The organism is Microbaculum mangrovi (assembly GCF_051390635.1).
Lineage (GTDB): Bacteria > Pseudomonadota > Alphaproteobacteria > Rhizobiales > Tepidamorphaceae > Microbaculum.
Map to the genome: position 1 here is coordinate 734,585 of NZ_JBPODT010000003.1, position 17,753 is coordinate 752,337.

At 64.2% G+C, this 17,753-nt stretch carries 19 protein-coding genes; 14 read left to right on the forward strand and 5 right to left on the reverse strand.

The window, feature by feature from the left end:
- Window positions 1-28: 28 nt before the first annotated feature.
- The 6 genes from ACSF9G_RS16245 (at window position 29) to ACSF9G_RS16270 (ending at window position 4,669) form a co-directional block, all read left to right on the forward strand.
- Window positions 29-448: a hypothetical protein gene (locus tag ACSF9G_RS16245; protein WP_436643144.1), complete on the forward strand. Its 420-nt coding sequence runs from the start codon at window positions 29-31 to the stop codon at window positions 446-448.
- Window positions 445-975, forward strand: a complete 531-nt coding sequence (locus tag ACSF9G_RS16250; protein WP_436643145.1) for a cupredoxin domain-containing protein — start codon at window positions 445-447, stop codon at window positions 973-975. The genes ACSF9G_RS16245 and ACSF9G_RS16250 overlap by 4 nt, the downstream gene beginning before the upstream one ends.
- Window positions 972-1,673, forward strand: a complete 702-nt coding sequence (locus tag ACSF9G_RS16255) for an RNA polymerase sigma factor (RefSeq protein WP_436643146.1) — start codon at window positions 972-974, stop codon at window positions 1,671-1,673. Before ACSF9G_RS16250 ends, ACSF9G_RS16255 begins: the two co-directional genes overlap by 4 nt.
- 272 nt (window positions 1,674-1,945) lie before the next feature.
- The gene (gene speB / locus ACSF9G_RS16260) at window positions 1,946-2,908 is read left to right on the forward strand and encodes an agmatinase (RefSeq protein ID WP_436643147.1); all 963 of its coding nucleotides are present in this window, start codon (window positions 1,946-1,948) and stop codon (window positions 2,906-2,908) included.
- A 30-nt stretch (window positions 2,909-2,938) separates the two neighbouring features.
- Window positions 2,939-3,850, forward strand: coding sequence for a polysaccharide deacetylase family protein (locus tag ACSF9G_RS16265; protein WP_436643148.1), 912 nt, complete (start codon window positions 2,939-2,941; stop codon window positions 3,848-3,850).
- Between the two features lie 24 nt (window positions 3,851-3,874).
- On the forward strand, window positions 3,875-4,669 hold the full coding sequence (locus tag ACSF9G_RS16270) for a maleate cis-trans isomerase family protein (RefSeq protein WP_436643149.1): 795 nt from the start codon (window positions 3,875-3,877) through the stop codon (window positions 4,667-4,669).
- On the opposite strand, the gene ACSF9G_RS16275 is transcribed toward ACSF9G_RS16270, so the two are convergent.
- On the reverse strand, window positions 4,633-5,595 hold the full coding sequence (locus tag ACSF9G_RS16275; protein ID WP_436643150.1) for a LysR family transcriptional regulator: 963 nt from the start codon (window positions 5,593-5,595) through the stop codon (window positions 4,633-4,635). The two genes, ACSF9G_RS16270 and ACSF9G_RS16275, sit on opposite strands and share 37 nt — an antisense overlap.
- A gap of 153 nt (window positions 5,596-5,748) precedes the next feature.
- On the opposite strand from ACSF9G_RS16275, the gene ACSF9G_RS16280 reads away from it, so the two are divergent.
- The 7 genes from ACSF9G_RS16280 (at window position 5,749) to ACSF9G_RS16310 (ending at window position 13,262) form a co-directional block, all read left to right on the forward strand.
- Window positions 5,749-6,525 (forward strand): creatininase, encoded by a 777-nt coding sequence (locus ACSF9G_RS16280; RefSeq protein ID WP_436643151.1) that lies wholly within the window; start codon window positions 5,749-5,751, stop codon window positions 6,523-6,525.
- Between the two features lie 66 nt (window positions 6,526-6,591).
- Window positions 6,592-7,542 (forward strand): BMP family protein, encoded by a 951-nt coding sequence (locus ACSF9G_RS16285; protein ID WP_436643152.1) that lies wholly within the window; start codon window positions 6,592-6,594, stop codon window positions 7,540-7,542.
- 83 nt (window positions 7,543-7,625) lie between these two features.
- Window positions 7,626-9,143 carry an ABC transporter ATP-binding protein gene (locus ACSF9G_RS16290; protein ID WP_436643153.1) on the forward strand — a complete coding sequence of 506 codons (1,518 nt, stop codon included), beginning with the start codon at window positions 7,626-7,628 and terminating at the stop codon, window positions 9,141-9,143.
- A 2-nt stretch (window positions 9,144-9,145) separates the two neighbouring features.
- Complete coding sequence (locus ACSF9G_RS16295) at window positions 9,146-10,234, forward strand: ABC transporter permease (protein ID WP_436643154.1); 1,089 nt, start codon at window positions 9,146-9,148, stop codon at window positions 10,232-10,234.
- Between the two features lie 9 nt (window positions 10,235-10,243).
- On the forward strand, window positions 10,244-11,185 hold the full coding sequence (locus ACSF9G_RS16300) for an ABC transporter permease (protein ID WP_436643155.1): 942 nt from the start codon (window positions 10,244-10,246) through the stop codon (window positions 11,183-11,185).
- Between the two features lie 42 nt (window positions 11,186-11,227).
- The gene (locus tag ACSF9G_RS16305; RefSeq protein ID WP_436643156.1) at window positions 11,228-12,256 is read left to right on the forward strand and encodes a dimethylarginine dimethylaminohydrolase family protein; all 1,029 of its coding nucleotides are present in this window, start codon (window positions 11,228-11,230) and stop codon (window positions 12,254-12,256) included.
- 10 nt (window positions 12,257-12,266) lie between these two features.
- The gene (locus tag ACSF9G_RS16310) at window positions 12,267-13,262 is read left to right on the forward strand and encodes a quinone oxidoreductase family protein (RefSeq protein ID WP_436643157.1); all 996 of its coding nucleotides are present in this window, start codon (window positions 12,267-12,269) and stop codon (window positions 13,260-13,262) included.
- A gap of 8 nt (window positions 13,263-13,270) precedes the next feature.
- On the opposite strand, the gene ACSF9G_RS16315 is transcribed toward ACSF9G_RS16310, so the two are convergent.
- The 4 genes from ACSF9G_RS16315 to ACSF9G_RS16330 are packed head-to-tail and all read right to left on the reverse strand — an operon-like array spanning window position 13,271 to window position 16,666.
- Window positions 13,271-14,470, reverse strand: coding sequence for a hydantoinase/carbamoylase family amidase (locus tag ACSF9G_RS16315; protein ID WP_436643158.1), 1,200 nt, complete (start codon window positions 14,468-14,470; stop codon window positions 13,271-13,273).
- 16 nt (window positions 14,471-14,486) lie between these two features.
- Window positions 14,487-15,140 (reverse strand): amino acid ABC transporter permease, encoded by a 654-nt coding sequence (locus tag ACSF9G_RS16320; protein ID WP_436643159.1) that lies wholly within the window; start codon window positions 15,138-15,140, stop codon window positions 14,487-14,489.
- Window positions 15,137-15,808 (reverse strand): amino acid ABC transporter permease, encoded by a 672-nt coding sequence (locus tag ACSF9G_RS16325; protein WP_436643160.1) that lies wholly within the window; start codon window positions 15,806-15,808, stop codon window positions 15,137-15,139. The genes ACSF9G_RS16320 and ACSF9G_RS16325 overlap by 4 nt, the downstream gene beginning before the upstream one ends.
- Before the next feature lie 21 nt (window positions 15,809-15,829).
- A complete protein-coding gene (locus tag ACSF9G_RS16330) occupies window positions 15,830-16,666 on the reverse strand; it encodes a transporter substrate-binding domain-containing protein (RefSeq protein WP_436643161.1) in 837 nt (278 codons plus the stop codon).
- A 145-nt stretch (window positions 16,667-16,811) separates the two neighbouring features.
- On the opposite strand from ACSF9G_RS16330, the gene ACSF9G_RS16335 reads away from it, so the two are divergent.
- Complete coding sequence (locus ACSF9G_RS16335; RefSeq protein WP_436643162.1) at window positions 16,812-17,741, forward strand: LysR family transcriptional regulator; 930 nt, start codon at window positions 16,812-16,814, stop codon at window positions 17,739-17,741.
- Window positions 17,742-17,753 lie beyond the last annotated feature (12 nt).

Genomic DNA, 17,753 nt, shown 5'->3' on the forward strand with positions numbered 1-17,753 from the left:
GCCGATGTGAAACGGAAAGGAACACGACGTGAAAACCTCTCTTGCGCTCGCCGCCGCCCTTTTTGCCGCGACTTCGACCGTCGCGATCGCACAAGACGATACGGCGCTTGTTCAGGCCCCGCCGGGCGAGCCCTATATCCGAGTCAGCGACGCGTTGCCCCTTCCCGAGTTCATCCCCGGTCTCGGCACGCTGTTCGTCAATCCCGATACGCTGCCTGCCGGACCGTTCCTTGCCTATGACCACGAGGGCAAGCTCTCCGCCACGGTCTACATGACGCCGCTCGAGGCGTTGGAAAACGGACAGTCCTATGACGATCTCGGGATCGGTTCGCATGCGGTCCGCGGCGTGGACATCTACTACAATGCCGGACATCCCGGCGTGGACGAGCCCCATGCCCATGTCGTGCTGTATCACGACGAAGGCGCCAAGGGCCGGCTCGCGAAATGAGTCTGACCCGACGACAGGTACTGGCACTGGGGGGTGGCGCGGTCGCCACCCTCGCCCTGCCGCGCCCGATTCCGGCATCCCCGATCGGAGAGGTCGAGATGGTCGGCACCGCCCGCGGGGAACGGATATGGTTCGCGCCACGCGGTCTGGCGGTTGCCCCCGGCACCACGCTGCGCTTCGTCAACCGCGATTCCGGGAACAGTCATACGGCCACGACCTATCATCCGGACCTCTACGGCAGGCCCCGCCGAATTCCGGCGGCGGCGGAACCGTGGGATAGCGGCTTTCTGTTGCCCGGAGAAAGCTTCCAGGTCACGCTGACCATTCCCGGCGTCTACGACTACTACTGTATTCCGCATGAGATGGCCGCGATGATCGGCCGCATTGTCGTGGGCGGTCCGGGCGCCCCGGAGTGGGAGGGCCCGAGCGAAGACACCGACGACATGATGCCCGAGGTGCGCGCGGCGTTGCCGTCGGTGGACGCCATTCTCTCCCTCGGCCGTATCGGAGAAGATGGATCCCAATGACGACGGCCACGAAACGATCCGCCGAACCACGGGCTGGGCCGGATACACCGGAAGAAGCACTGGTCGCCGCGGCCCGCGCCCGGGAGGAAGCCGCGATCCGTGAACTGATCCGCCGGCTAAACCCGCGCCTGTTCCGCGTCGCGCGCGGGATCCTGCCCAGCGATGCCGAAGCCGAGGAGGTGGTGCAGGACGCCTATCTCGCGGCCTTCACCCGGCTGGACGAGTTTCGCGGCCGCGCGCGGTTTTCCACCTGGGTTACCCGGATTGCGATCAATACCGCATTGATGCGGGTGCGACGCGCGCGCCCTCAAGAGGGGTACGACACCGTGAACGAAGAGGATAGCAGCCGCATCATCAGCTTCCCGGGGCCGCACGCGGAATCGCCCGAGGCGTCCCTCGGCCGGTCCCAGATGCGCGGTGTCCTGGAAGCAGCGGTCGCGGATCTGCCATCGGATCTGCGGCTGCCATTCCTGCTGTATGAGGTCGAGGGGATGGCAATCCGCGATATCGCGCATGATCTCTCACTCAACCCGGTCACCGTGAAGACCCGTCTTTTCCGCGCGCGTCGCCGATTGCGGGCAACACTGGAACATGAGGTTCACGGTGGATTCAGCACGATTTTTCCGTTCGATGGCATGCGGTGTGTCTCCATGGCGGATCGGGTCGTCTCGAAGCTGAAGGCGCAGCGAAGCGACTAGTCGGGCGGTTTCCTCCCACAGGGATCGCTGATCGCCTTGTTGGAGGACTCCGCTCGAGGACGTCGAGGCGGCCGGTCGACAGGGTTGGCAGACGTGAAGCGTCGCCACCTGCCTCTCGATCAAGACGCGCCAGCGCGTCGGGTTCGTTTGGCGGTGTCGCGCCGCATCCATTGATCGACTGTTGTCGATCCATCGTTTGATGGATTGATATTTTTTGAAGCCAAACGGTGCTGCTATGAATCCCCTGTTCGTTGCGATCGGGGCTTCAGCACATGAACACCTATGATAGCGGGCGGCTTAATCTTCCCTTCGTCGGCCATTGCACCTTCGCCAAGAGCCCGGTCTGCCTCGACTGGGATAGTATCGAGGCCGATGTCGCGGTGCTCGGTGTTCCCTACGACATGGGAACTCAGTACAGACCGGGAAGTCGGTTCGGCCCGCGCGCCATCCGTGACGCGTCCACCTTGTTTTCCTTCGGTCATGGCGGCGCCTACGATCACGAGGACGACGTGGTCTACCTGCCCGCCGACCGTGTCCGGATCGTCGATGTCGGCGATGCCGATATCGTCCACACCGACACGGTATCGAGCCATCGCAACACCGAGCTTGCGGTGCGCAAGATCCTCGCCAGCGGCGCCATGCCGGTCGTGCTCGGTGGCGACCATGCGATCAACATCCCCTGTGTCCGCGCCTTCGCCGACGAGGACCCGATCCATATCGTCCAGATCGACGCGCATCTCGATTTCGTCGATGTCCGTCACGGCGTCAGCGAAGGCCATGGGAATCCGATGCGGCGTGCCGCCGAACAGGCACATGTCACCGGGCTGACGCAGCTTGGGATCCGCAACGTGTCTTCGACGGCGCGGGAAGGCTACGAGGAAGCGCGCAGGCGAGGCTCGCAGATCCGCTCCGTCCGCCAGTGCCGCGCGCTTGGCACTCGGGGAATGCTGGATCTCGTTCCCGAAGGGGCGCGCTACTACGTCACGATCGACATAGACGGCTTCGATCCGTCCATCGCGCCCGGCACCGGCACGCCCAGCCATGGCGGCTTCCTGTACTGGGAAGTCATGGAGTTCCTGCAGGGGCTCAGCAAGCGTGGCGATGTCGTCGGGATCGACCTGGTCGAGGTCGCCCCGGCCTACGATCCCTCGGGCGTCACGTCGATCCTCGCCGCCCAGGTCTTGATGAATTTCCTCGGCTACATCTTCCACGAACGGCAGCTGCGCGCCGGGTAGACGAGCCGCCGGTGCCAAGGGAGGACGCAGATGATCGCCAACCCCATCACCTGGCCGGACGGCAAGAAATGTGCTGTCGCCGTCACCTTCGACATGGACGCCGACAGTCTCGTGCATATCGCGGACCCGGCGCGCGCGCCGAAGCTGGTCTCGGCGACTTCGATGCTGCGCTACGGGCCGGAGATCGCGATCCCTCGTATTCTCGAGACCTATCGGCGGCTCGAGATCCGGCAGACCTTCTTCATCCCGGCATGGTGCGCCGAGACCCATCCCGGGGCCGTCGAAGCGATCGCGGAAGCGGGCCACGAGGTCGCGCTCCACAGCTATATCCACGAGCACTCCTACGATCTGTCGCGCGATGCGGAGGCCTATCTGCTGTCCCGCAGCGCCGCCATCCTGGAAAAGGTCGCCGGCACGCGTCCCCGCGGCTGGCGCGCACCGATGTATTCCTTTTCGCCCGCGTCCGGCGAGTTGCTGGTCGAGGCCGGCTTCATCTACGATTCCTCACTGATGGGCGACGACATCCCCTATCTGCTGGATACGCCGAAGGGGCGCCTGGTCGAACTGCCGACCCACTGGGGCACGGACGACTATCCTCAGTATGCCCAAACGCCAGAGCTTGATTACGCAATGCCGGTCCGGGCACCGCGCGAGGCGATCGCCAACTACACGGACGAGTTCGAAGCGCACTACGCGCATGGAGGGATGTGGGTACCGGTCTGGCATCCCTTCCTGACGGGAAGGCTGACCCGTTGGCACCATATCGAGAAGATGCTGGAAACCTTCCGCGAACGCGACGATGTCTGGTTCGCGACCCTCGGCGAGATCGCCGACCACACGCTTTCGTGCCAGGCCGCGGGGACCTATGCGCCACGCGTCTGCAAGGTTCCGTTTTACGATCAGCCACTGTCGACGATGCCGCTGCCGAAGACTGGCGGCTAGAGAGGCCGCATGGGAGGGATTGGGATGAACGAGAATTTCGAACCCGTCACGTCGAAGCCCTATCAGGTCCGCTTCGACAACGGCCGTCATCACCGCGCCAAGCTCGGCTTCGTGGTTCTGGCGATGGAGCAGACGGTCGAGGACGACGTCTACAAGCTCGCACCGCCCGGCGTCGGCGTGCATTTCTCGCGCGTACCCATGTCGAACGACGCGACACTGGACACGCTGCGGCAGATGGCAGGCGGCATCGAAGGCGCCGCCCGACTGCTGCTGCCGGACGACGAACTGGACGCCTGCTGTTTCACCTGCAATTGCGGGGTGATGGTGATAGGCGAGGAGCCGGTGATGGCCGCTTTGAAGCGGGCGAAGTCCGAGGCCGAACCGACCACGGTTATGACCGGGGTGGTGCGCGCATTGCAGGCCGTCAAGGCGAAACGAATTGTTGTCGGCACGCCGTATCTGGACGAGGTCAATGCCCATGTCCGCGCCTTCCTGCGCTCCAAGGACTTCGAGGTCCTGGACATTCAGGGCCTGAACCTTCGTACCAACCAGGAGATCGACACCGTCGAGCCGGAATTCCTACTCGAGTTCGGCGCCAGCCTCGACCGGCCGGACGCGGATGCGTTGTTCATCTGTTGCGGCGCATTGCGCAGCCTCGACATCGTCGGTGCTCTGGAGGCGAGGATCGGCAAGCCGGTCATCGTCTCCAATCAGGCGATGATGTGGGATTGTCTGCGCCGCGCCGGAATCGACGATGTGATCGAGGGATACGGCCGCCTGTTTCAGTTGCGTCGCCGCGACGTTGGACTTGCTGGCTGAGCGACGAGTGTATCGGGGGTTTCGCTGAAGACCTGGATCAGGTCGTTTCGGAAATGCCGGACAGCGAGTGATTGGCGATCGCTCTTGCGCGAGATCAGTTCGAGCGTAGAGTTGAAACGCAGGCGCTCGGACATCAGCGGACGCAACCGGCCGCTTTCTACCCATTGTCTGGCGAAGTGTTCGGGCAGGTAGCCGATATAGTCCCCCGACAGGACGAGAAACGCGACGGCCTCCATGAATTCCGTCAGCGCCGCCGGCTGCATGGAGCCGATCTCCGGCAACAGCTCGTCCGGTACGTAGGGCCGTTTCACCAGTCGGCATTCGACGATGTCCTCGAGGCGAACCTTGTCGGGCCGCACGTCGAAGAGAGGGTGACCGCGGCCGCAATAGAGGGACTGGCGCTCGTTCACGAGGCGAACGTAATCGATCCCCGACAATTGCTGGGTATAGCCGCCGATCCCGAGATCGAAACGGCCCTCGAATACGTTGCGTTCGATCTTGGCCGGCGCCGCGATGTGTAGATAGATCTTCACGTCGCCCTGGCGCTCCTCGAACCGGGCGACGGCGGCGCTGAGCGGGAAACACGGATTGGTCACGATGCTGTCCACCATGCCAATTTGAATTTCGCCGGATAGCCGGCCGCACAGCGCGTTGACTTCGGAGCTGAAGGAGTCGATCGAGCGAAACAGCCTTTGCGCCGCCTCGTAGACCTCTCGGCCCTCCGGTGTCACCCGGAAGCCTCCGCGGCCGCGTTCGCACAACCGCATGTTCAGCCGCTCCTCCAACGCGGCCATATGCGCGCTGATCGTCGACTGGCCGATATTCATCATGATCTGGGCCGGGGTGAAGCCGCCGCTCTCCACGACCGTCATGAAGACGCGCAGCAAGCGAAGATCGCTCTGGCCGAAATTTTGCGTTCTCAGCATGCGGTCTGCCTTAGTTTAATGACTATCGATGTAAATTCGATAACTTTAATATTTTTCGGAGATAAATCGAGTGTCAAGATGTGTGGTTAGTGGCGCAGGCTGTCGGCGGGCAGTGGACGTCACCACGAAAGAGAACAGGGGGAGTGCTCGCTGATGTCGGTCATGATGTCGGAGTTGAGCTGGGACGAGTATCAGCGGCGGATCCGTGACGATGCCATCGTCCTGCTGCCGGTAGGCGCGGTCGAGCAGCACGGCCACCACCTGCCTCTCGGCACTGATTGGATGATGGCCACGTACATGGCCCGCCGTGCGGCCGAGAACGTCAACGGAATTGTCGCCGCTCCCATTTCCTACGGTTATCGCTCGCAGGTGCGTACCGGCGGCGGCGCCCATCAGTGCGGGACGACCAATCTCGACGGCGGCACCCTAATCAATCTGGTCAAGGACGTGGTCAAGGAACTGGCCCGTCACGGCGCGCGCAAGATCGCCGTCATCGACGGGCATTTCGAGAACCGTTTCTACCTCGACGAGGCGTGTTTCCTCGCCATTCGGGAGCTTCAGTGGGCGGGCATCGAGGATGCCCGGATCCTGAAGATGATCTACGCCGAGAAGATCAGCAACGAGACCATGGAGAAGGTCTATGCCGGGGGCGACTATCCTGGCCTCGACCTCGAGCATGGCGGCATCCTCGAAACCGCGATGATGCTCTACTGCTACCCGGACCTCGTCCATCTGGACCGGGTGAAGGACGAGCCGCTTCCCGAATTCCCGCCCTACGACATGTTCCCCGGCAACCCCGACTGGGTGCCGTCTTCCGGTGCCCTTTCCTCGGGAAAGCTGGCGACGGCGGAGAAGGGAAAGCTGCTTGTCGAGGAATTCGTCGCCACCGTGACGGAGTCGTTGCGCAGGGAGTTTCGCAACCCCGCGTGACCAAAGAACAGAAGAAAACTGTCGAGAATTTTCGTTTCGCCTCAAGCCATTCCAGGGAGCAAGACCATGAATTCGACCAGACGCAGTTTCTTCGCCGCCACCGCAGTGGTTGCGATGTCGATCTTCGGCACGCCAGCCGTGGCATCGGAGTTCAAGGCCGCGGCGGTCCTGCCCGGTTCCATCACTGACCAGGCCTTCAACCAGGTCGTCTACGAGGGCCTGATGAAGGCGAAGGCCGACCTCGGCATCGAGGTCGCCTTCTCCGAGAAGGTCAAGCAGGCCGACCAGGCCGAGGCGATGTCCGACTACGCCCGCCGCGGCTACCCGGTCGTCATCGGCGCCGGCGGCGAGTTCACGGCTGCGGCGACCCGCGTCGCCCGCCAGTTCGAAGACACGCTGGTCGTCGTGATCAACGGCTCGCCGACCGAGAATGTCGCCACGATCAACTACAACAACCCCCAGTTCGGATACATCCTCGGTTTCATCGGGGGCAAGATGTCGAAGACCGGCAATGGCGGGCTTATCGCCGGTCAGGAAATCAAGGCCTTCGTCGACATCGCCGAAGGCTTCCGCAAAGGCTGGAAGGATGCCGGCGCATCGGGCGAGGTGACCATCACCTATACCGACGATTGGGACGACGTCGCCAAGGCCAAGGAAGCGACCCTCAACCTGATCAATCAGGGCGCCGACGTCGTGTTGCCGTATCTCGATAACGGCATCGTCGGGGTCGTGCAGGCGGCAGAGGAAAAGGACATCTGGGTGACAGGCGTCATCACGGACCTGGGCAAGTCCTCGCCCAAGGCGAACCTCGCTTCCACCGTTCTCGACTTCGCCACCGCCACCGCCACGTCCATCGCCATGGCAAAGGACGGCAAGCTGGAACGTGCCGACTTCCGCTTCAACCTCGGCAGCCCCGAGGGCCACATGGGCACCATCAGCGACGCGGTTCCCGCCGATGTCCGCGCTGAAGCCGACGCGATTATCGAGAAGATGAAAGCCGGCACCTTCCAGCCGTGATCTAGACAGCCGGGCGCGGCAGGGCCGTGCCCGGCACTTTCGCCGTCTCGTCATTCATCCGGCGATTCCGGGAGGATTCGACCGTGGCAGAATACAAGCTGTCGCTCGAGGGTATCACCAAGACGTTCGGCCAGTTGAAGGCGAACGACGACGTCAATCTGCATGTCCGTCCTGGCAGCGTGCACGCCATTCTCGGCGAGAACGGCGCGGGCAAGAGCACACTGATGAACGTGCTGTTCGGCCTCTACAAGCCGGACTCCGGGCGGATCCTGCTCGACGGCAAGGAGGTGTCCTTCGCAAGCCCGCGCCATGCGCTCGAGGCGGGGATCGGCATGGTCCATCAGCACTTCAAGCTGGTGGGCCCGCTGACCGTCATCGAGAATGTCGTGCTCGGGTCGCGCGATGATGGCGCCATTCTGAACCTGGCGCAGGCGTCGCGTAGACTGGTCCAACTTGCCGAACGGTTCGGATTCGAAATCGATCCGGACGTGCCCGTTTCGAAGCTGCCCGTCGGTATGCAGCAGCGCGTCGAGATCCTCAAACTCCTCTATCGCGAGGTCGACGTTCTCATTCTCGACGAGCCGACCAGCGTGCTCACTCCCACCGAGACACGCGGCCTGATTCAGCAACTCGACCAGATCAGGAAGGCCGGAAAGACGATCATCTTCATCACCCACAAACTCGACGAGGTGATGGAGGTCTCCGACCGCGTGACGATCATGCGGCACGGCCGGTGCGTCGAGGAAATCGACACCACCGAAACCGATGCGCGGTCTCTGGCCACGGCGATGGTTGGCCGCCAGGTGGTCTTTCAGGTGTCGCGCACCAAGCACGATATCGGCGATACGGTCCTGTCCGTGGAAGGCCTGAGCGCGCGCAACGAGCGCGGCCTCATGGCTGTCGACGGTGTCTCGCTCGAGGTCAGGGCGGGTGAGGTATTCGGCATTGCCGGTGTCGACGGCAACGGCCAGGCGGAACTGGCCGAGGTCATTACCGGGCTGCGCCCCAAAGATGCCGGCGACATACGCGTGGACGGGCGTTCGATCGCCGATGCCAGCGTCGCTGAGCGATCGCGCGCGTTCGGCATTGCCTACGTACCGGAGGATCGGCAGCGCGACGGGCTCGTCCTGTCGGAGACAATCGCCCGCAACACCATTCTGCGCCGCTACGATTGCGCACCGTTCCAGCATTACGGTCTCATGGACCGCAAGGCCATCGAGTCGCACGCCGCGCGGCTCGTCAAAGCCTTCGACGTGCGTTTCCAGTCCCTGCAACAGATGGTCGCCGATCTGTCCGGCGGCAATCAGCAGAAGATCATTCTCGCGCGCGAAATAGACACCGAGCCCAAACTGCTCATCGTCGCCCAGCCGACCAAGGGCCTCGATGTGGGCGCGATCGAGTTCGTCCAGACGCAGATCCTCGAGCAGGCAGAGCGCGGCGCCGCGGTGCTCTACATTTCCACCGAGCTCGAGCACCTGCTCCATGTCTGCGACCGCGTCGGCGTGATGTTCCGCGGCCGGATCACGGGAACGCTGTCCGCCGCGGAGGCGACCCCTGAAAAGATAGGCCTTCTCATGGGCGGCGTGGCGGAGGTGGCCTGACAGTGCAACGGTTCGTGAACTCGCTGATCTTCTTCAAGAGCGTCTTTGCCGTTCTCGCGGCCCTGATCGTCGGATCGGGCCTGATCGCGATGACCGGAAAGAACCCCATCGAAGCCTACGCGACGCTCTTCCATGGCGCGTTCCTGGACTACTGGGGTATCGCCAGCACGCTAGTCAAGACAACGCCGCTGCTGCTCGCCGGGCTCGCCGTCATCCTGCCGCTACGCGCCGGCCTGTTCAATATCGGTGCCGAAGGCCAGATCTATATCGGTGCCCTGTTCGCGACCGCCGTAGCGCTGTACCTGCCCGGCATTCCGGGGCCGTTGCATATCCTCTTGTGCACGCTTGCCGGTGCTGTTGGCGGCGCGCTGTGGGCGCTCATACCGGCGCTGCTCAAGACCTACCGCAACATCAACGAGATCATCGTCACGCTGCTGTTGAACTTTGTGGCGCTGCATCTCGTCAGCTTCGTCGTGTCCGGGCCGATGATGGAGAAGGGCGCACCCTATCCCTATTCGGAGGAGATCCCCGCGGGCGTCTTCCTGCCGAAGATCCTGCCGAGTACCGACGCGCATATGGGGGTCCTGGTCGGCCTGGCGCTGGCGCTGATCATGTTCTTCGTGTTTCGCAACAGCTGGGTCGGCTTCTCCCTGCAGACCGTCGGCAACAATCCACGCGCGGCCCTCTACGCCGGCATGTCCGTGCGCAGGCACATTATCGTTTCGTTCCTGGTCGCCGGCGCGCTCGCGGGCCTTGCCGGCACCTTCGAGGTGCTGGGCCATCGCTACCGGCTCTTCCACGCCTTCAGCCAGGGCTACGGCTACGACGGCATCGTCGTCGCCTTCCTTGCCAATCTCCATCCGCTCTACGCGGTGCTGTCGGCGGTCTTCATCGCCGGTCTGCGGTCGGGAGCCAACATCATGCAGCGCGCGGTCGGTATCGAGACGACGGTGGTAGAGGCGATCCAGGGCCTCGTCATCCTCTTCGTCGCCGTCAGTCTGGCAGTGCGCTACCGGACGTCCACCCTCGCCGGCGCGATGCGGCGCCGTAAGACACTCGACAATGAACTGGCCAGCGAGCCTGAAAGCTAGGGGCGCGTCATGGAGAGTTTCTTCGATCTCAATCTGCTCAGCGATTTCCTGTCGACCTCACTCAGGCTGGCGGTGCCGCTGGCCTTCGCCGCGCTCGCGGGCGTGCTCTCGGAGCGCAGCGGCGTCTTCAACATCGCGCTCGAAGGCAAGATGCTGGCAGGCGCGTTCGGCGCTGCAGTCGGCGCCTTCATGTTCAACGATCCGTTTGCCGGCATTGCCGTCGGCATGTTGTTCGGCGCCCTCGCGGGCACATGCCTGGCCGTGCTCGGCGTCACCTTCGGCGTCAATCAGATCGTCGCCGGCATCGCCATAAACATCTTCGTGCTCGGCATCACCGCCTTCCTGTCGCGCGTCGTCTTCGGCGCCCAGGCCAATACGTTGCGCCTGCCCGGATTCCTCAGGTTCGAAATGCCATTGCTGTCGGAGATACCACTCATCGGCCCGGCGATCTTCAGCCAGGATCTGCTCGTCTATGTGATGATCCTCTGCGTGGTGCTGGTGCACCTGTTCTTCTACCGCACGCGCTGGGGCCTTCAGGTCAGGGCGGTCGGCGAGAATCCTTCCGCCGCCGACAGCGCCGGGGTTTCCGTTGCCGGTGTACGCTATGGCTGCGTCATCGCTGCCGGCGCGATCGCCGCGCTCGGCGGCTGCTATCTGGTGCTGTCCCAGGTCTTCCTGTTCTCCGAACACATGAGCGCAGGCAAGGGCTTCATCGCGCTCGCAGCGGTCATTCTCGGGCGCTGGACGCCTGTTGGCGCGCTGCTCGCCTGCCTCCTCTTCGGCTTCTTCGACGCACTGCAACTGCGGCTTCAGTTCAACTACCAGGAGGTGCCGCACGAGTTCTTCCAGATGCTCCCCTACCTGATTTCGATCCTCGCGCTCGTGGGGCTTGTCGGAAAGCCGACCCCCCCTGCGGCGATCGGCAAGTTCTACCGCCGGGAAGCGCGCTGACTGTTTCCAGTCTCTAAAATATCGATCACGGAGAATCCTTCCATGTACGACGAAAAGGCGATGCGCGCTGCGGCGCAGAAAGTCTCGGACGCTTCCGATCCGGTCTTTGTGCGCGCCGAGTGGGGCGAGTTGAAGGAATGCGTCTATGGAGGTTACGACCAGTTCGTGTTCCCCAAGTTCCTCCAGGACGCGGATGTCCGGCCGTCCGGCGCCTTCCGCCAGTTCTGGTATGAGAACCAGGAGCGCGACGTCCGTGACGCCGACCCGGAATACTTCGCGCGCTGGCAGCATCAGATCGAAAACACGATCCGGCGGCTGGAAGACCTCGGCGTAGGTATTCACCTGCCCACGAAGATGAGCGACGCCAACATGAAGTTCCCCCGCGGGGAGAACCACGGCGTGCTCACCGGCTGGCTGCGCGATCCCTTCGTCACCATCGGCAACAATGTCATCGAGCTCGCCCCGCGCTCGATGTTCCACCGCCGGCAGCGTTTCGCCATCCGCCATATTCTGGCCGCGACGATGGAACGGGGCGCGCGCTACTTCGCGCAGCCGGATTCCGGCGCCGACGACAGCAACGAAGGCCTGCCCGGCTGGGGCTATCTGGAAGGCGGCGACATTCTGGTGCTCGGCAAGACCGTGCTCGTCGGCAATTCCGGCAACTGCAGCAATCCGGAAGGGGCGCGCTGGCTGCAGCATATGCTCGGTCCGGACTACGACGTGCAGATGGTCCGCGTCGATCCGCGCTTCTCGCATCTCGACTGTGTCATGCTGGCCCCGCGAGAGGGCGTCGCGGTCGTCTCGCTGGAATGCCTGCCCGACGGCGTTCCCGACTGCATCAAGGACTGGGATCTGATCGACGTGCCCTTCGAGATCACCAAGGTCCACATGGGCTGCAACCATCTCGTCCTCAACGACCGTACGGTGATGATGCCGGAAGGCGAACCGCAGGACGCGCTGGCGGCGGCGCTGAAGGAGCGTCGTTTCGAGATCATCCGCGTACCCTATGACGAGGTCTACTGCCTCGGCGGTTCGTTCCGCTGCGCGCACCAGCCCCTCATCCGCAGCTGAGGCCGCAGCCATGCGTGCGATAGTGATCGACAGTCCGGGCGACATTGATCAGCTCGTCTATCGCGATATCCCGGACCCCGCCCCAGGCAGGGGCGAGGTCGTGATCGACGTCGCCTATGCGGCGGCGAACTGGGGCGACACGCAGAAGCGGCGGGGCGTCTATCCCGATCCGATCTCCTATCCGGCGGTCATCGGCCTGGAGGTATCCGGCCGGGTGGTGGCGCTGGGCGAGGGGGTCGAGGGACCGGCTGTCGGCCAGCGCGTCGCCGCCATTACCGGCCCGACCATGCTGGGGGGGTATGCGGAACGCTGCGCGGTCGGCGCCGCCTATGTCATCCCCTTGCCCGATGACATGCCGCTGGATATCGGGGCCTCGTTCCCCGTCGTTTGCCTCACGGCCTACCATTTGCTGCACAGTGCCTATTCGGTGCGTGCCGGCGAATGCGTTCTCGTCCATTCGATCAGTGGCGCGGTCGGCCTTGCGCTCACCCAGCTCGGGGTCGCTGCCGGCGCGACCGTGATCGGCACCGTGGGGAGCCCGGGACGGGACGCGCCGGCACGCGATAAAGGCGCGGCGCTGGTGATCGACAGGTCAGCAGAGGATTTCGTGGAACGCGCGCTCGATTTCACGGAAGGTCGCGGTGTCGATCTCGTTATCGACTCCCTCGGCGGCGACGTACTGCCGCGCAGCTTCGACTGCCTCAAAACCTACGGGCACATCATCAATATCGGCGAGGCCGCCGGCTACCCGGATTTCGATATCCGGCCGAAGCTCTATGAGCGGTCAACCTCGCTTGCCGGGTTCGAGGTGCTCCATGCGATGCGCGTGCCCGGTCGCTGGCAGGCTGGCGTGGACCATGTGCTCGCCGCCATCCGCAAAGGCACGCTTTCCGTACCGATCGCCCGGCGCTTCCCTTTCGGGGAAATCAGAGAGCTGCACCGCGCCTTCGAGACGCGCACCGTCAACGGCAAGCTGCTGCTCGAGGTTGCCGGCGAGGGCGTCTAGGCCCTGCTCTAGGCTTCCAGGCTTGCCGCGAGCACCTGCACGCCGAGGACCAGGTGCTCCTCGGCGGTATCCTCCGCGAAGTCGTGGCTGATGCCGCCGATCGACGGCACGAAGAGCATGGCCGTCGGCATGAGCCGTGCGAGATTGGCCGCATCATGCAGCGCGCCCGAGGGCATGCGCCGCCACTTGCCAGGCGCGACGCGATCCGCTGCTCCATCGAGACTGGCCATCAGGCCACCGTCCATGGCGGTTGGGGCGAGGGCTGAGAAGTCCGACCTTTCCAGGCCCAGGCCGCGGGCGGCTGCCGTTTCCGCGGCGCAGTCGCGGATCGTCTGAGTCATCGCCTCGAGCCGCGCTTCGCTGCCGTCGCGCCACTGCACGGTGAATTCGACGTCCCCGGGGATCACCGACGGCGCGTTGGGATGCAGCCGGACATGGCCGATGGTCCACACCGTCGTCGGCGTGACGATAGCGGCGAGCCGTGCGTTCAGGTCGTTGACGAACGCGGCCAGGCCCTGGAAGGCGTCGCGCCGCATCGCCATCGGCGTCGTGCCGGCATGGTTCTGCGCGCCGGTGAACCGGAACCGTTCTGTGCGGATGCCGACAATGGCGTCGACGACACCGATGGATTCGCCCTGCTGGTCGAGCACCGGACCCTGTTCGATATGCGCTTCGACGAAGCCCCTGAAACGGTCGGCCGGCAGGAAGTCGCCGGTCACCATCGGCTCCATCCGTCGGCGGGCCTCGGCGAAGGTGACCCCACTTGTGTCGACCAGAGCGTCGGCTTCGGGGAGAGGCAGGACGCCGGCCCAGATGCGGCTTCCGGTGAGGACGCCGAAACGGCCTTCCTCGTCCTGGAAGGATACGACGGCGACCGGCGGGCCGCCGGCCTCGCGCGCGGCGCGGGACACTTCCAGCGCGGCGATGACGCCGTAGGCCCCGTCGAGCCAGCCGCCCTCCGGTTGCGTGTCCGAATGAGACCCCATCAGCAGGCATTTGCCCGGCTCGGGCGGCAGGCCGAACAGATTGCCGGCCGGATCGAAGGCGGGCTCTAGACCCGTGTCGCGCATGCGCTCGGCAAGCCATTGGCGCGCTTCTATGTCGGTATCGGAAAACGCCGGGCGGATGACGCCGTTGCCGGACGCGCCGATCGCGCGCAGGTCATGCAGATCCTTGAGCAACCGCTCGGGATTGATGGCGATGGGCATGGACAGTTCTCCCGTGTCAGGCCGGCTGCAGCCAGGCCATGCGGTTTTCGAGGCGCCGCGCGATGGCGAGGATGACGAGTACGAGGGCCAAATAGAGCCCGCCGATGATCGCCCACACCTCGAAGACCTTGAATGTCTGGGCGATGACCACCTGGCCCGCGAAAGTGAGTTCGGGGACCGATACCGCGGACAGGAAGGCGGATTCCTTTGCCACCGTGCCGACGAGATTGACGCACGCCGGCAGCGCGAAGGGCAGCAGTTGTGGCAGGATGATCAGGCGGAAGCGCCGCATTGAGCGAAGGCCGAGGGCCGCTGCCGCGTCCCACTGGCCTTCGGGCACGGACTTGAGGGCGCCACGGACGATCTCGGCCATATAGGCGGACGTATAGATGGCAACCGCCAGGACGCCGGCGACCTGCGGATCGATCCGCAGCCGGAACACGCCCACCGTCGCGAAGATCAGCATCGCCTGGATGAGGAACGGCGTGTTGCGGATCGCTTCCACGTAACACCGGACCGGCAGCCGCACGGCCGCCCGTTCCGCTCCGAGCGGAAAGGCGAGCGCCGTTCCGGCGATCGCGCCGGCTGCAAAGCCGATCGCGACGATGGCGATCGTATTGACCAGGCCGCGCAGGATGTCGCCGCCATGACTGCTGAGAAGCTCGATCACGATGCGCCCGCCTTGGCCGGCTCGAGCCGCCGTTCGAGCCAGCGCGACAGCATGGCGATCGACCACAGGACGACGAAATAGACCAGCGCCGCCGCAAGCGTCGGGGCCAGCGGGTCGAAGGTCTGCATTGCCACCTGCTGGGAGCGGCGGGTCAGGTCGACCAGCGTGATGAGCGACAGGACGGGGGAGGCCTTGACCAGGAAGCCGATTTCGCCGGCCATCGCGGGCAGCGCCACCGGCAGAACCTGCGGTATGAGCACGAGGCGCCAGGTCTGCACCCTGTTCAGCCCGAGCGCGCGCGCCGCTTCCGCCTGGCCGTCGGGTATGCGTTGTATTGCGCCGCGGAAGATCTCGGCGAGAAAAGCGGCACCGTTCATGGCCAGCGCCACGACGCCGACCCAGAAGGCGGAAACCCGGCCGAGGCCGAGAAGCGCCGGTAGTCCGAAGTAGAACAGGAAAACCAGGATGACGATCGGCAGGCCCCGCATGAGGGCGATGTAGGTGGTCGCTGCGTAGCGAAGCCATCTTTTATGCGACCGGCGCGCCCCCAGGAGAGGGAGAGACAGGATGAGCGCGCCGGCCGCCGCCAGCAAGCTGACGGCCAGCGTAATGAGCAGGCCGTCAGCGAGCAGGGGAATGATCGCGAAAATGTCTACCAGGTAATCCAAACTGCGGAGCTCTTCGCCGGTCTATTTCGTCTGGGCTGCACCCTCCGGCAGATATCCTTCCGCCGGGCTGTCTGAGCGAATGCCCACCCATTTTTCCTGCATCGCGTAGAGCTCGCCGCTCTCTGCCAGCCGGCTGATCGTCGCGTCGACGCTCGCCAGCAGGTCGAGGCTGTCCAGACGTGTCACCCAGGAAATATAGACGGGGTCGCCGTATTCGGCGACGACCTTGAAGCTGTCCGGTGAGGCTGCCATGAACTCGCCGGCGCTGACCGAGCTGATAATGATGGCGTCGACCTGGCCCGAACGCAGCGCGAAGGCGGTGTCGGGGAACGTCTGGAAGAGCCGCAGGTCGGAGAAGCCCGCGCCGTCGGCAGCCTTCAGTTCCTCGTCTATCTGCCGGGCGACGGCCTCCGTCGAGCTGCCCAGCTGGGTGCCGACGACACGGTCATTCAGCGCCTCGATCGAAGTGATCTTGGTCTCGCCGACCGGCACCACGATGACGTTGGAGATCGCGGCGAAGGGGCGCGAGAAGGCATAGGACTTAGCCCGTTCGGGGTTGATCGCGACCGATGTCGCGACCAGGTCGTACTGGCCCGCCGCGAGACCGGCGAGAATGCCTTGGAAGGGCAGGTCCAGCTGCTCGACCTCGACATCGAGGTCCTTCACGACTTCTGCCAGGAGATCCGCCCCGAATCCGACGATCTCGCCGTCGTCGACATATTCGAACGGTTTGAACGCGGCTTCCGTCGCCACCGTGATCTTGCCGGCGGACTTGATGCGATCGAGCGTCTCGTCGGCATGCGCCACGGAAGCGCCGAGTATTGTCAGGAAAACGAAAGTCAGCAGCTTATGGATCATGGTTATCTCTTTCGACGGCCCACCGGTGAAAAGCCTTGCAGCGGCAAGGCGGTGCCGGAAGCCTATAAAGCCCCAGGAAGTGCGGAAACCGGAATTTTTGTCACTTCACTTGCGTGGAGCCGCAAGTAAGCGTTAGGTCACTTCCATGTTCGCGGTATCCAAATACGATATCCGGCAACTGCGCGTCTTCGCGACGGTCGTCGAGCATGGTGGCGTCTCGAGTGCCGCCAACAAGTTGGGCGTCAGCCTGTCGACCGTCAGCCGGGATCTCTCCGCGCTCGAGGCGCGCATCGGCGTGCATCTGTGCCGCCGCGGACGCGGCGGGTTCGCGCTCACGCCGCAAGGCGAGCACATCTATCAGGCGACGGTGGATCTGCTGTCGCGGCTGCACGGCTTCGAGCAGGAAGTGCAGGCGGCGCGCGAAAGCGTCTCCGGCGTGTTCAATCTCGGCGTCATCGACAACGTCATCTCCAACCCGGCCGCCGGCATCGTGGACGCGTTGTCGAAGATGCACCGGGACTATCCGGAAATGCTGGTGAATGTCAGCGTTCACGAAAGCCCCTCCGTCGACATCCTGGTCCGCGAACATCGCCTCGACATCGGGACGACGGGAACGCCTGCCTGGCTGCCGCAGATCCAATACGTTCCCGCGTTCGCCGAGGAGCACCGCCCGTTCGTGAGCCGCAAATCGCCCTACTACGATCGCATCGTCGACGGACTTGGCGGCAAACCGGTCGGCGATATTCCCTATATCGCGCGCGGTTTCCGCGCCGACACGTTCCGAGGCTTCGAGGAGAGCTTTCCGCTCCAGATCGCCGGCCGTGGCGCGACGCTCGAGTCCATTCTGGCGGCGGTGCTCGCCGGCGTCGGGTTCGCGCTGCTTCCCACCCATTTCGTCGAGACGGTCCGGCGCAGCGACCTCGTCGAAATTCCTCTCGATGCACCGCCCGTCCGCGTCCAGTTCTATCTCGCCTATCACGGCGAACTGGCCAGCCATCCGGCAATTAAGGCGTTCATGGACCGGTTCCACAGCGCTATCGCCGGTGACGATCCTTTCGCTATCGCGCAAGCGTGATTGCAAGCTTTG